Source organism: Paenibacillus dakarensis (assembly GCF_001373415.1).
GTDB lineage: Bacteria > Bacillota > Bacilli > Paenibacillales > Paenibacillaceae > Paenibacillus_AQ > Paenibacillus_AQ dakarensis.
Map to the genome: position 1 here is coordinate 47,895 of NZ_CDSE01000052.1, position 13,708 is coordinate 61,602.

The following is a 13,708-nucleotide window of genomic DNA, read 5'->3' on the forward strand; positions in this document are numbered from 1 at the left end:
AAGGAAGTGAACCATCATGAAATCATTTTCTCTAAGACGTAATTATAAATGGAGGCTGGTGCTTGCTGCCTGCTTATTATCTATCATTCCAATTCTCATCATTGGTTTCGCTTCTTATACCATCGCGATAAACAGCCTAGAGCAGGAGGTCGGGAGAGCTAAAAAGGAGACGATCAAGCAGGTTCAGCAGCGGATCGATGATAAGCTGGTATCCTTGAACAAAAATATTTTGCAGCATCTCTTTAATACTTCCTTGGATAAATTTTTGAATCTTGACACGCCTCATTCGAATTACAATTTGTTCCAGGAGACATTTGCCATTCTGAATAGTTTGGAGGTTCTCGTGGATAATGTGGATGCAGCACAGCTCTATATGCCTAAACACCGTCTCCTGCTGTCAGCCGACCAGGGCCTTCTCACGGCGGAGCAGATCGAGCCAGAACTGCTGAAAAGACTGGAAGGGAACAATCCTCCCTACTTCTGGTTCGAGAATACGCCGGAGCCAGGCAGCCCAATCACCCGGGGCAGTGCCCAGAACATTACCTATGTCAGGGAGGTTCCAATTAAGGGAGAGACACCTCTCGGCTATATTATCGTCAAGCTGAATGACCGGGCTTTCTTTCAGGTATACAGTGAGATGGACGCAGGAAATGACAGTGAGCTTCTGATTCTCACGCCTACGGGAAACATTTTCTCGGATTGGAACAAAAGCCTACTGCAGGATGACCTCTCTTCCTACAAATTTCTGAAGGAAATCCGCGATAGCAGTCTCAAGGAGAATGGTTACACGAAGGATATCGACGGTGAGGATATGCTGATTACCTATTGGGAATCTTCATATAACAATTGGAAATATGTATCCGTAGTGCCGGTCAAGGAACTGACTCCGCTGTTTGATCGAATCAAGATGCTAACCCTGCTCCTTTGCCTGACTCTGATCGCCGGATGCCTGATTGCGGCATTGATGCTGTCGAAGCATTTTTACCAATTAATCAACAATATTCTTGATCTCATCCGGGGTAAGCCGATTCGTCTTCCGCAGACAAGCGGCAAGGAGGATGAATTTGGGTTTATCAAGCATTACATGGAAACTCTCCATACCCTGAACGATTCCCTTAAGGACGAGGTCGATGAATCAAAGCCTGCGCTTGCAGCTAGCTTTATCCAGCAAGTGCTGACCGAGCCGATTCGCGAAGCCGAGCTTCGAGAGAAGTTTGCCTATTACGACCTTCCGAATCAAAGTCCCTTCTATACAGTAATGTGTATGGAGCTGGATATTAGACGAGACTTAAGCGAACAGGATTTCAATCTGTTTGTGTATGCTGTAAAGAACATTGCCGAGGAAGTACTCGGAACGGTCTTCGGAGGATCCGTCGTCAAGGTACGTGCAGATCAAATCGTGCTGCTCATCAACCATCCGGATGGAGGAACTGCCTCCAGCCGCAATGCAGAAGCCTTCCGTCTCGCGGAGGAAATTTGCTCTATAGTCAAAGATCTGTTGAAGATAAAAATAACTGTAGGTGTAGGCCGGTGCTATGAAGGTCTCAGAGATATCCGCCGTTCTTTCAAGGAGGCTACAGACGCTCTGCAATACCGGCTTGTCGTAGGAAGCGGAAATGTCATCTATGTCGGTCAGGTGGAGCCGGAAACAGAGCGTCCGCCATTCGGATATCCCTCCGATGCGGAGCAGCAAATCATGCTTCATGTCAAAATCGGCAATGACCAGCAGGCTATGGAGTGGCTCGACAAGTTCGCCATAATACTGAAGCAGACGGAGGGCATCTCCTCAGAGCATGTGCGCATGGCGTTTATGCAACTTGTATCCCGGGCGCTTCGTGAACTGTATGAGCTTGATCCTGATGGCGGCCCGCGCTTGTTCTCGTATAACCTTTACGAGCAGGTGAATAAAATGACCACGATGTCACAGATGATCGACTGGCTGAAGGAAGAGGTGTTTCCTGCCATATCAGGTCATATGAAGCTGCGTCGGAACGATAACAATCACAAGACTATTGAAACCGTACTGGCTTATATCGAAGAGCATTATAGTGAGGATCTGTCCCAGCCGATGATGGCGGAGCTGGCCGGTATGCCTCCGTCCCATTTCAGCCAAATCTTCAAGGATGAAGTAGGGCTTACCTTCAGTGACTATCTGATCGCCCACCGGATGAAGAAAGCGAAGGAATTGCTCCTGGAAACCGATATGAAGGTTGCGGAAATTGCAGAAAGGCTGCGGTATAACAATTCCCAGAACTTTATCCGGGTATTTAAACGCATTAACGGGGTTACACCGGGTGAGTTCAGGGTCTCTAACCGAGTCTCTGATTCATCCGATAAAGCAAACGAGAATGAACCGTAAGACTATCTTGACTGTCTGCAAAAACAATATAGCCACCTCCATAGTATGGGGGTGGCTATATTAGTGTACAGCATAGACGCTGAGATGTGTGGGTACAACTCTTCGCCTCATTATCAAAGCTAATAGTGCCATAAGAATGATTGTACGCAAATGTGAAAAAAGGTAAAATATAACTGCAAGGAGGTGTATTATGGAGAATGGAAGGATTCTAGGAATAGCATACAATGTTATTCCTGTCACAAATATCGAAAGTTCCGCGAAATGGTTTAATAAACATTTTGGATTTAATATCCGGAATCAAAGGGAAGGCTACTTAAGTTTGTTTAGAGAAAATCGGCCGATAATTGATTTAATCCAAAGCGATAATGACACAAGGGCAGTATTTGAAATTAATCATAAAAAAAGATGGGTTATCACTTTTTTTACAGATGATATTGAATCATTACATACGTATCTGAAATCAGAAGATGTGAAAGTCGGTAATATTAGTGATGAAGGCCGGTTTGGAAAATTCTTCGTTCTAGAAGATCCAGACGGTAATTTATTTGATGTTTGGGAACATCATGATTGTGAATTAATTTATTAATTTCTTGATATTCGAGGAAGCGAAATCAGGTGGATATATCAGCGGGGACTTAACTTAAGGAGAATTAATATGGACTTCTTAAAAAAATCATGGAAAGAAAAACGAACAAAGTTCGAAATAGAACTATTACATAAAGCTCAAGGAATGTCTGAGTCAAATCCACCATCTCCATGGCTCAAAGAAGTCATAGTACCTGCTTCCGGATGTCTAGCGTGTGGATGGGATCAGAATGAAAACTTAGTACTTATTAGTAGTTCTGGTTATAGCATAACGGAAGTGAGCTCAGGAACAAGGATTCATAGAGATAGGGATTCGAAACTAACCGATAAAAGCATTAGAAACAACAATTTATCCTTTCATTCACCTTATAATGGTGAAGTGATTGATATCTTTGGATTTGAAGCAGGAGACGGAATTCATACTACGAATGACGGATGGTTTATTCAAGTTATTTATCCTTGGTGGCCCAGGGCTTCAGTTATAATTGAAAATCTATATAAATTAAACTATCAATATCTTAATGATGCAACAATGATTGAATTAAAGCGATTAGATGGAGATCTAAAATGTGGCTTCGCTCCTTCAGGTAAAAGCCTGGTTATTTTAGGATCAGGAGGCGCATTGATTTATTCAAGATTATAAAGTGAATGATCGAAATTGAATTACGATTTTTTTAGCCAAAAGGAGGTTGTCACAATATTCCTGGTATATTGGCGGTATTTACTTTATGTTCTAGATCATAAACTTAACGTACTGATCGAATGTTGGAAAGAAGGATTGTATCTTCAAGGAATTATGCATGATATGTCTAAGTTTTCATTGCAGGAATTTATACCATACGCTCTTAAGTTTTATTCAAATCAGAAGAATGAGAATGTCGAATTAAGATGGAAGAAAGCTTGGCTGCACCATCAAAATCATAATAAACATCATTGGGAATATTGGATCGTTAATAGAAACACAAGGGAAGCATTGCCAATGCCGAAGAAGTACATCATTGAGATGGTATGTGACTGGAGGTCATTTTCAAGAAAGTGGGGACGTAAGGTTAAAGAACCCAGTTTAGTCATAAGAATGTTGGAGTCAGATAGTGTGATATTACATCCACAGACCAGAAAAGAGCTTGAGGTTTACTTAAAACATACTAATATTTGAAAGCTGGCTGCGCTGCGCCGCTGACACTCCTTGGTCAGCCCGAGTTTTTCCAAGGAAGGGGAATTAACATGTTAATATAGGAGTTATTGAAAGAGGTGGAACCGAGTGTTGAAAGCTATTAACGAATTTCCAACAGACAAAAAAATAGCAGGAGTTCATAGTATACCAATTACTGAGGATGGCTCGGTAATTTTTGTCTGGGATATTAACGAAAAAACCTTAACAACAGTAGGCGGAAGACTAGAAGTAAATGAAGATATAGATACAGCTCTTGACCGTGAAACAGTCGAAGAAGCGGGTCTTATACTAGATACATATAGAATTCCGATAGCCTCTTGGTATTGGGAGAATACAGATACGTATACCGTGTTTGTAATTGCACGCATTAAGAAGTACGTACCGCTGCCAGCTGGTTTTGAGACATCAGGGAGGGTAGTAATGAATTTTGAAACAGCAAAACAACTAATAACCAGATTGGAAGGAAGTAGTAGTCATAGAATGGAACTGCTAAGCCTTGCCGAAGAAAAAATTAAAGGAATATAAGGCCCATAACGAAGAGAACTTATTCAATTAGAGAGGATGTAGGCGTATATGTTTTATAGGAGAAAGTTCTATATTATAAAAACAGAATTTGTTGATATATTTAATAAACACTTTAATGAGACAAACTTACCCAATCAATTGAAGCATGGGGCTAGATTAGTGGGAAGATGGATGGTTCCTCATACAGATACGACTACTGAAATATTCGCTATTTGGGAATATGACAGCTATGAAAGTTATCAAGAAATAGAAAAAAATGTCCGAAGCGACAGTGAACACGTAAAAAAGATAAACGCTTGGTATGAACAAATGGTGGCAGAGAGTACGTGTATAAAGAATTCCTGATAAAAGTTAAAAATGAAGAGTTAATTTCAACGATATAAGCATAAAGACATATGAATGAATAACTTGAATGGAATAATCGCCAAGAGAAACAGATGTGAGGAGAACGGGTTACCAAGAGGTTATTGTAACCGATTCTATCAGATAACAACGAATATACGCTTCGAACTCTCCATTTGTATATCTTGAACTAACGTGTCGAATAAACCCTTGATTTAATTCTAAAACAAAAAGTATACTGTATGTGGAAAATAGATACATAGCAGTAATATTTACTCAAGGAAGGATGGGCGTAATGATTTTTTGGCGAGGATGGGGAATTATCGGTATCCTATTCCCTATACTAATAGCGGGTCTACTTGCTGCATTAGGGTTTACTGATGAAAATTCACATTGGTATTACTTCATCGGTCTAACCTTATCGGCTATACCTGTGTGGTTTATTGGTAAGCGTTTGAATAAAGATAAAGATGAAATTTATACAAATGAAAAAACAGGAGAACGGTTCAAGTTAGGAAATCGCCACACATTATTTTTTATACCCCTACAATACTATGCAATTGTTTATCCGATTTTAGGAATCGTTCCTTTTTTCGCATAAATATAAAAAAACACACGTTAATTTTGCTTGCCAAAGATAACGTGTTTTTTTATAGAATGGTCATGATTAAAAATGATTTCTCAAAATAAGGAGGATAATTATGTTATTTATGATCATTGTCAAAGCCTCAAAGAATTCGGAAGAAGGAAATCTCCCGGACGCAGATCTCAGGGAAGCTATGACGAAGTATAATGAGGAATTAGTTAAGGCAGGCGTGCGTATCATGGCTAAAGGACTTCATCCAAGTTCAAATGGGCTTCGAATTTCGTATCCGAAACCAGGTGAGGAGCCAGTGGTTACGGATGGTCCATTTACGGAACCAGGAGATTTGGTTGCCGGGTTCATTCTGATTGATGTGAAATCGAGAGAAGAAGCTATCGAGTGGGCCATGCGAATGCCCGATCCGCAAGGACATGGGGAAGGTGAGATTGAATTGCGTCAGGTATTCGAGCTATAACCCGTATATAACCGCAGAATGAATTACTCTGATTCTATGAATGAGTAACTACATAATCTGTAAGTAAGGGATCAAATCCTTAGAGATGAACTCAAGTCAGTTGGATTGAATGTCAGAATTGACCCAAGACTTGATGTGTTTGATTTGGAGGAAGCTGATCGTTTACGGAAAGAAGATGTGAAAGTATCGGGTCTGCTACCTGATCCTGATATCTATAAAGGTCGTATGATTTGGGAACTCTCCGGAGGTAAGAGAGCACAAGGAGAGAACATAATTCAAACGGCTATTAGGGAGTTATATGAAGAAACAGGATCTGCAATATTTGAACAGAAAAATTAAAAAGTGTAAAGTGCGATCTATATACATTACCGGAGTATAAAAATCACCTGCAAAATAAAGGGAGAATCAGTCATGTTAATTCAACAAGTACTAGATAAAGGTTATGTTCGGTTAGTAGATCATATGGGATCTGATCTAACCGTTGTCAATGCAGCCCGTGTTTCTTATGCCAAAGAATCTACTGAACTTAGCGAAAAAGACATTAGGCTTATTAAGTTTTTAGCCAGGGAAGGTCATACTTCACCATTCAGGCACGCGATTTTGCAATTTGAGATATATGCACCTCTAATGGTAGCTCGCCAGTGGTGGAAGTATGTGGTGGGGTCGGCGCATTTTGAAGGGACAGGAGATAGTTTAGATGCTTGGAATGAATCCAGTCGTAGATACATAACAGAAGAACCGACATTCTATACTCCAGCCGGAGATCAGTGGCGAAGTCAACCCGAAAACTCCAAACAGGGAAGTGGAGAACCTATATCCTGGGAGCTCGGAAACAAATATACGAATGAATTGATGGAGTACATTGAGCAAGGGATACATAAATATGAACAAGCACTCGTTGACGGTATATGTGCCGAACAAGCAAGGTTATTCTTACCAGCGTATGGGATGTACGTTCGCTGGTTTTGGACGGCTTCACTGCAATCCGTTTGTCATTTTTTGAATCAGCGTTTAGAACACGACGCTCAAAAAGAAATACAGGAATATGCCAAAGCTATATTGGAACTGAGTAAACCGATGTTTGGAATATCGCTAGATGAGCTGCTTAGAAAGGATTTTTAGCTTTTCATAGAAGTCAGCATAAGCCCCGGCCTAAGATAAGAGCAATCTAAGGCCGGGGCTTGTCATAGATAGAGGAACGTTAGATGAAATCAATACAACCATGAAATGGAGCGATTTCATAATGCAAATTGAGACCTCAAGATTAATTATTCGTGAATTCATTAAAGAGGATTGGATTGATGTACATAAGTATGCATCCGATCCTAAAGTAACTGAATATATGCTTTGGGGACCCAATAATGAAGAAGAGACTAAATCATATGTGAGTCAACAGCTTGATAAGCAACAATCAATTAATCGAACTGATTTTGAAATTGCTGTGGTTTTGAAAGAAACAAATCAATTAATAGGAGGTTGTGGAATTTATCTTGCAGAGAAAAATGCTGAGATGGGCTACTGCTTTAATTCAGAATATTGGGGGAAAGGTTATGCAAGCGAAGCATCAAGAGCGCTACTGAAGCTAGCTTTTGAAACCTTCAATATACATAGAGTCTATGCAACCTGTCGTCCAGAGAATATAGGATCTGCAAAGGTCTTAAGGAAAGTTGGAATGAAAATGGAAGGCCACTTAAGGGAGCATATATGGGCAAAAAGTAAATATCATGACTCCTATTTATTTTCTATTTTAGAAAGTGAATATCTGGGGGAAGAACTACATGGCTTCTGAAAACCATTCAAACTGTATCTTAAATATTGAATGTGAGGATATTATCCTTCGGGAATATCAACTAGAAGATTTAGATGAATTACATGAACTCACATGGCAGCCAGAGATTTATGAATTTCTTCCTGGTTGGAATGTTGAGAAGGAAATGCGCCATAACTGGCTAATGAATTATGAGATACCTGAAAACAATCAATTTTTACAGCGTGTTAATGACGGACTTAAGGTTGAGGATCTAAGACTGTTGAAAAGGAGAATGAGATGGGATCAAGAATAATGCATTATTGTGTAACTACACGTCTTGCAAAAGAGTTAAATATTGATGATGAACAATTCTTCTTAGGTGGCATTGCACCTGATGTAAATAAAAACATGAATACCCCCAAAACCATTTCTCATTTCGTAAAGACAGACAAGGAAGGACAATTCTTTGCCGACTATATTGGATTCCATAATAAATATCAAAAACATATGAACGAACCATTTTATCTGGGCTACTATTATCATTTAATAACTGATGTTATATGGGTAGAAGAAATTTATAAGAAGAAGATAAAATGGCTGCCTCAGCCGGATAAGAAGGAAGCACAGTTAAAGTATTACAGGGATTTTTGGAGACTTAATGGGAAACTTATTGATTATTATTCAATTGTTTATAATCCAATGGAAGTTAAGCCAGTAGAAATTGAAGAAATAGATTATAGATATCTACCAGAATTAATAAAGGATTTAGAATTTGATTTTGTAAAGAGAGATGAAGCAAAGGATCAAGAGTTGGAAATTCTCCAATTTGAAGAAGTCATAGAAGTTCTTGAAAGAACCGTAAGGGAATGCGTTGCAATTTCAATGAAGGCTAATACTTCTGATAACAATACATACTTATATGGATGAGAGGATGAATGAATGATGGGAAAAACAATTAAAAACCAGGATGATCTACTCATGATGCTAGATTCTCAGTTTCGATCTGTTAAAGAATTCTGGGATCCGTTTTATTCTGATCGACAAAGACCGGTTCCTTTTTTTCATAATAAGCCGGACGAGAATCTCAATCACTATTTGAGCTCAGGTATGATTAATCCAGGAAGAGCTTTGGAGCTCGGCTGTGGGCCAGGACGTAATGCTATTTTTCTCAAACTAAACGGATTCGAAGTAGATGCAGTAGATCTATCAGAAGTTGCTATTGATTGGGCCAAGGAAAGAGCTAACGAATTACTATTGGACATTAATTTTCAGTGCCAGTCCGTCTTTGAATTATCTCCTGATCATGAATATGACCTGATCTACGATTCTGGTTGTATGCACCACTTATTACCGCATCGAAGAATTCAATATATGGAAATGATTCATAATGGATTAAAGTCGGGCGGTCATTTTGGACTAACATGCTTTGCACCTGGTTTTGGGGATATCGGCGGGCCTCAGTTTGATATGAATGACTGGGAAGTATATGAAGAGAAGTCCATGAAGGGCGGTCTTGCATTTACGGAAGAGAAGATTCGTTATTTGCTATCTGATCATTTTGAATGTATTGAATTGAGGATGATGGAAACGATGGATCAAGAAAGTGACCTGTTTGGGGTTCCGTTTCTCTGGACCTCCCTTTGGAGGAAGAAATAATAACAGGGAGTGAGCTTATGGCAAATAATAAAAAGAAGCCCAATGCATTATCCGGGCATGAACAAGTCATGAATTTTCTTGAGCAGCTGGAGCATCCGTTTAAATCCGAGATTATCGAGGTTCGAAGAATAGTCTTAGATGCTTATGAGAATTTAACGGAACTGATTAAATGGAATGCTCCAAGCTTCTGTTTCGACCATAAAGATCGAATCACTTTCAATTTGCATGGAAAGGATTATTTACGGCTTATTTTTCATTGCGGTTCTAAATCCACAGATCAAGCGGATAAAGGGCCATTATTTGAGGATCATACTAACATGCTGGAATGGGTAACCGGTGATCGAGCAGTTATTAAATTTAAATCGAAAGAAGATGTGGAACGGAAAGAGAAAGGCTTGAAAGAGGTTGTTGTTAAATGGATTGAAGAAACGAAAAGATTCTAGCTTCCAGACCGGGGCTTTTAGGAGGTAATGAATTGAACCTGGCAAATAAAATTACACTCTTAAGAATTTGTCTCATATCATTTTTCATGGTGGCTTATCAACATTATCCATCCTGGATGATAAATCAATATCCGATCTTGAGATATTTTAATGATTACGGGGTATATTGGGCAGTGGCAATTTTTATATTGGCATCAGCCACTGACAAATTAGATGGATACATCGCCAGAAAATATAACCAAGTAACAAACCTAGGGAAATTATTAGACCCTCTTGCTGATAAGCTTTTAGTTTCTGTCGCTCTAATTCTCATGGTACAGCATCAAATCATTCCATCATGGATTGCTGTCGTTATTATTGGTAGAGAGGTGTTTGTTTCTGGTATCAGGATATTAGCTGCAGCAAAGGGAGTGGCATTAGCGGCGGATAAACACGGGAAATTAAAGCTAGTGCTTCAGGTCGTGGGTATTGCAGCTGTGTTATTAAACAATTATCCATTTAATTATCTAACGGAATTTCCTGTTGATTATACAATTTTGTTGATTGCAGTAGTGTTGACATTGTACTCGGGATACACCTACCTGAAGAATAATTATAAGGAACTAAAACTAGAATTTTGAATGAGGCAGAGGTGAAAAAAGATGGATATCTTTAATGATTTGGATCAATATACCAATCAAATTAAAGATCGTATCGCTGCTTCAGCAGCAGCAATATGCGTGATGAAAGACAACAAGATTATACATGAATGGTATTCTGGTTTTCATCATTTCCATAAAGGGGCTAGGAAGGTCGATAGATATTCTCAATTTAATGTCTATTCAACAAGAGTTACGTATATTGGTCTTGCTGCTGCTATTGCCATAAATGATGGTGCAATAAAAAGCCTGGATGAGCCAATAAGTAATTATCTTAAGAACTACGATCGTAACATTCTAGGTAGTACTACTATAAGACACCTAGTTACAAGAACGACAGGGTTACATTTTCAGAAGGATAGCGTAGTTGTACGTAAGTTTGCAGAAGGTACGTCATTTGAAGGGAAGAAACCTGAGATATTGGCTGAGATTATTAAGAAAGCTACAGGAAAAACAGTTGCAGAAATTATTGATGAACGAGTGTTTAAACCTTTAGAATTTTCTCAAACGGAGTGGAGAACAGAAGGGAAAGAAACTCTGGTTTGTGATATAAATGATCCTACTACCTATCCTACTTTAAGACTCGAGTCAAATGAAGGTAGTGATCGTAATCTTTACATATCAGCGAGGGAACTTGCTTTGTGGGGGAACTTGCACCTGAATAAGGGAGTAATACAAGGACAACAGATTCTTCCTAAGGCTTTATTTGATAATGTTACCTCAGTTAATACTCCTAACTCACTGCCTGTTCAGTTACCTAGATTAGGATATTTTTGGTGGATCCAAGATAAGAAGGTTGCAAACTCCGAAATTGGACCAGATCTTCCTGAAGGAACATACCAGATCCTTGGGGCATCGGGGTGTTCATGTACTGTAATCCCTGAACACAATGCGGTGGTTGTACGAATGACGAACAGTCTATGGACTTTTGGCGGAAAGAATGGGTTCGACTATACATCTGATATTCAAAGATTTGGTAATCTTATTACACAAGCTTTAAACCAACAATCAAATGTATCTTAATGCCCCAAACAGTTGTTCAATCAAAATAAAAAAACTGCTACTTTTTTGCTTATGCTTTATCTAATCATACTGAGTTACTGGATGCTGTTTGGATTTGGGAGGACTCCACAAACCGAATATATGTATAACTTAAAGCCATTCTCTACCGTGCGTTATTTTATGCGAACATATGATTTGAGTACTAGAACATGGAGTATTAATCTTATTGGGGTGTTTGTTCCTTTTGGAGTACTTTTGCCAATGATATTTAAAAAAAGTCTTTCTAAGATATTTATCATATTCTTAGGCGGTCTGTTCGTGCTTGAGTCGATGCAATTGCTAACCAGGCGAGGGAGCTTCGACATAGATGATTTTATATTAAATTCTATTGGATTTTTAATAGGGTATTTGATTTATCGGGTTACAGACCGAATTTGGAATAGAATTCGAAGGAAAGGCAATAATAAATAAAGATCTCACGAGAGAATAAATAAAATACATTCAATTTTAAGGGTTGACAATGTAATTTATAAACCCTATGATGACTTTAATCTAATAATGGAACTCACGATGAAAGAGCGAAGTAGCAAGTTAGTCACTGTTCAGAAAGCCAGGGGTTGATGAGACCTGGTCATACTTAACATTGCGAATTACACTCTGGAGTATCTTAGGTAACGCTAAGCGGACTGGCAATCGATATCATTGCTAGAGTGGTATTAATGGAGACTGCAGATCCATTAATGCAATTTGGGTGGTAACACGGTTAATTAATCGTCCCTATGTCTGTTGAAGACAATAGGAGACGATTTTTTTGTTGTTACAATAAAATTAATAATTCGCCAAGGAGAGAAATATAATGATGAACATTATCGATGAATTGGAATGGCGTGACGCCATTAATCAACAAACCGATGCTGAAGGTTTACGTAAATTAACGAGTGAGAAGTCGATTTCATTGTACTGTGGTGTTGACCCTACCGGTGATAGTATGCATATAGGTCACTTGATTCCATTTATGATGCTGAAGAGATTCCAGCTCGCAGGACATCGTCCTGTTATCCTGATTGGTGGAGCAACAGGTACCATTGGCGATCCAAGTGGACGTACTTCAGAACGAACACTGCAAACAATGGATCAAGTGCAGAAGAACGTTGATGCACTGACTGCACAAATGAAGAAGCTCTTCGTAAATGATGGTGATACAGGCCTTCGTATGGTGAACAACTATGATTGGACGAAGGATATGACAATTCTGGATTTTCTTCGCGACTTCGGGAAGAACTTTAGCGTGAATACCATGCTAGCCAAGGATATCGTAGCAAGCCGTCTTGATTCGGGGATTTCCTTCACTGAGTTCTCTTACCAGATCCTGCAGTCGATCGATTTCCTTCATCTGTTCAAGCATGAAGATGTGCAGCTCCAGATCGGCGGCGCCGACCAGTGGGGAAATATCACGAGCGGTCTTGATTTGATCCGTAAAAAGGAAGGCCCTGAAGCGAAAGCCTTCGGCTTAACCATTCCTCTGATGCTGAAAGCAGACGGAACGAAATTCGGTAAGACAGCCGGCGGGGCAATCTGGCTCGATCCAAACAAGACAACTCCATTTGAATTCTACCAATTCTGGGCTAACCAGGATGACCGCGATGTTATTAAATACCTGAAATTCTTCACCTTCTTAACGAAGGAAGAGATCGACGCCCTTGAAGAAAAGGTACAGACTGAGCCGCACAAACGTGAAGCTCAACGCGTGCTTGCTGCAGAAATGACGAAATTTGTTCATGGCGAAGAAGCTCTCATACAAGCCAAGAAGATTACGGAGGCATTATTCAGTGGTGACATCAAGTCTTTGACAGCGGATGAGATTGAACAAGGCTTCAAAGAAATGCCGACCTTCAATGCCACCAAGGAGTCTAAAAATATTGTGGATTGGCTCGTTGATGTAGGAATCGAACCATCCAAGCGCCAAGCACGTCAAGACATTACGAGCGGAGCGATCACTATGAATGGTGAGAAGGTCACGGATACGGATATGGAAGTGACGCTCGAGAATTCCTTTGATGGCCGGTTCATTATTATTCGTAAAGGTAAGAAGAACTACAACCTTGTTAAACTTGGAGAATAACTGATTGAACCCAAGTGGATTTCTAAAAATATAAATGTTGGGGATAATTAAAAT

The 13,708-nt window shown here is 39.5% G+C and carries 18 protein-coding genes, 1 pseudogene and 1 other annotated feature; all 19 genes and pseudogenes read left to right on the forward strand.

Annotation, left to right across the window (positions count from 1 at the left end; all coding sequences use genetic code 11):
* The first annotated feature begins 16 nt into the window (after window positions 1-16).
* The 19 genes and pseudogenes from BN1234_RS14160 to tyrS all read left to right on the forward strand — a co-directional run bounded on the left by BN1234_RS14160 (window position 17) and on the right by tyrS (window position 13,654).
* Complete coding sequence (locus BN1234_RS14160; RefSeq protein WP_054957314.1) at window positions 17-2,359, forward strand: helix-turn-helix domain-containing protein; 2,343 nt, start codon at window positions 17-19, stop codon at window positions 2,357-2,359.
* Window positions 2,360-2,549: 190 nt separating this feature from the next.
* The gene (locus BN1234_RS14165) at window positions 2,550-2,945 is read left to right on the forward strand and encodes a VOC family protein (RefSeq protein WP_054957315.1); all 396 of its coding nucleotides are present in this window, start codon (window positions 2,550-2,552) and stop codon (window positions 2,943-2,945) included.
* A gap of 69 nt (window positions 2,946-3,014) precedes the next feature.
* The gene (locus tag BN1234_RS14170; RefSeq protein WP_054957316.1) at window positions 3,015-3,587 is read left to right on the forward strand and encodes a hypothetical protein; all 573 of its coding nucleotides are present in this window, start codon (window positions 3,015-3,017) and stop codon (window positions 3,585-3,587) included.
* 15 nt (window positions 3,588-3,602) lie between these two features.
* The gene (locus tag BN1234_RS22815) at window positions 3,603-4,100 is read left to right on the forward strand and encodes a DUF5662 family protein (protein ID WP_245640182.1); all 498 of its coding nucleotides are present in this window, start codon (window positions 3,603-3,605) and stop codon (window positions 4,098-4,100) included.
* 105 nt (window positions 4,101-4,205) lie between these two features.
* Window positions 4,206-4,643: an NUDIX domain-containing protein gene (locus tag BN1234_RS14180; protein ID WP_054957317.1), complete on the forward strand. Its 438-nt coding sequence runs from the start codon at window positions 4,206-4,208 to the stop codon at window positions 4,641-4,643.
* 48 nt (window positions 4,644-4,691) lie between these two features.
* Window positions 4,692-5,026, forward strand: a pseudogene (locus BN1234_RS14185) (NIPSNAP family protein).
* 254 nt (window positions 5,027-5,280) lie between these two features.
* Complete coding sequence (locus BN1234_RS14190; RefSeq protein WP_054957318.1) at window positions 5,281-5,586, forward strand: hypothetical protein; 306 nt, start codon at window positions 5,281-5,283, stop codon at window positions 5,584-5,586.
* Between the two features lie 100 nt (window positions 5,587-5,686).
* Window positions 5,687-6,043 (forward strand): YciI family protein, encoded by a 357-nt coding sequence (locus BN1234_RS14195; protein WP_054957319.1) that lies wholly within the window; start codon window positions 5,687-5,689, stop codon window positions 6,041-6,043.
* Between the two features lie 225 nt (window positions 6,044-6,268).
* Window positions 6,269-6,382, forward strand: a complete 114-nt coding sequence (locus BN1234_RS23095; RefSeq protein ID WP_156337220.1) for an NUDIX domain-containing protein — start codon at window positions 6,269-6,271, stop codon at window positions 6,380-6,382.
* Between the two features lie 72 nt (window positions 6,383-6,454).
* Complete coding sequence (thyX, locus tag BN1234_RS14205; protein ID WP_054957321.1) at window positions 6,455-7,165, forward strand: FAD-dependent thymidylate synthase; 711 nt, start codon at window positions 6,455-6,457, stop codon at window positions 7,163-7,165.
* A gap of 121 nt (window positions 7,166-7,286) precedes the next feature.
* On the forward strand, window positions 7,287-7,832 hold the full coding sequence (locus BN1234_RS14210; protein WP_054957322.1) for a GNAT family N-acetyltransferase: 546 nt from the start codon (window positions 7,287-7,289) through the stop codon (window positions 7,830-7,832).
* A complete protein-coding gene (locus tag BN1234_RS14215; RefSeq protein WP_054957323.1) occupies window positions 7,822-8,106 on the forward strand; it encodes a GNAT family N-acetyltransferase in 285 nt (94 codons plus the stop codon). The genes BN1234_RS14210 and BN1234_RS14215 overlap by 11 nt, the downstream gene beginning before the upstream one ends.
* Entirely contained in the window at window positions 8,091-8,720 is a 630-nt protein-coding gene (locus BN1234_RS14220; RefSeq protein WP_054957324.1) for a hypothetical protein, read from the forward strand. Before BN1234_RS14215 ends, BN1234_RS14220 begins: the two co-directional genes overlap by 16 nt.
* 12 nt (window positions 8,721-8,732) lie before the next feature.
* The gene (locus BN1234_RS14225; protein WP_054957325.1) at window positions 8,733-9,449 is read left to right on the forward strand and encodes a class I SAM-dependent methyltransferase; all 717 of its coding nucleotides are present in this window, start codon (window positions 8,733-8,735) and stop codon (window positions 9,447-9,449) included.
* 17 nt (window positions 9,450-9,466) lie between these two features.
* Window positions 9,467-9,892 carry a DUF1801 domain-containing protein gene (locus BN1234_RS14230; protein ID WP_054957326.1) on the forward strand — a complete coding sequence of 142 codons (426 nt, stop codon included), beginning with the start codon at window positions 9,467-9,469 and terminating at the stop codon, window positions 9,890-9,892.
* A 32-nt stretch (window positions 9,893-9,924) separates the two neighbouring features.
* Window positions 9,925-10,512 carry a CDP-diacylglycerol--glycerol-3-phosphate 3-phosphatidyltransferase gene (gene pgsA / locus BN1234_RS14235; RefSeq protein ID WP_054957327.1) on the forward strand — a complete coding sequence of 196 codons (588 nt, stop codon included), beginning with the start codon at window positions 9,925-9,927 and terminating at the stop codon, window positions 10,510-10,512.
* Window positions 10,513-10,533: 21 nt separating this feature from the next.
* Window positions 10,534-11,553, forward strand: a complete 1,020-nt coding sequence (locus BN1234_RS14240) for a serine hydrolase domain-containing protein (RefSeq protein ID WP_054957328.1) — start codon at window positions 10,534-10,536, stop codon at window positions 11,551-11,553.
* A 51-nt stretch (window positions 11,554-11,604) separates the two neighbouring features.
* Window positions 11,605-12,003: a VanZ family protein gene (locus BN1234_RS14245; protein WP_054957364.1), complete on the forward strand. Its 399-nt coding sequence runs from the start codon at window positions 11,605-11,607 to the stop codon at window positions 12,001-12,003.
* A 90-nt stretch (window positions 12,004-12,093) separates the two neighbouring features.
* Window positions 12,094-12,314 (forward strand) — a binding site (T-box leader).
* 77 nt (window positions 12,315-12,391) lie between these two features.
* The gene (gene tyrS, locus BN1234_RS14250) at window positions 12,392-13,654 is read left to right on the forward strand and encodes a tyrosine--tRNA ligase (protein ID WP_054957365.1); all 1,263 of its coding nucleotides are present in this window, start codon (window positions 12,392-12,394) and stop codon (window positions 13,652-13,654) included.
* The last annotated feature ends 54 nt before the right edge of the window (window positions 13,655-13,708 follow it).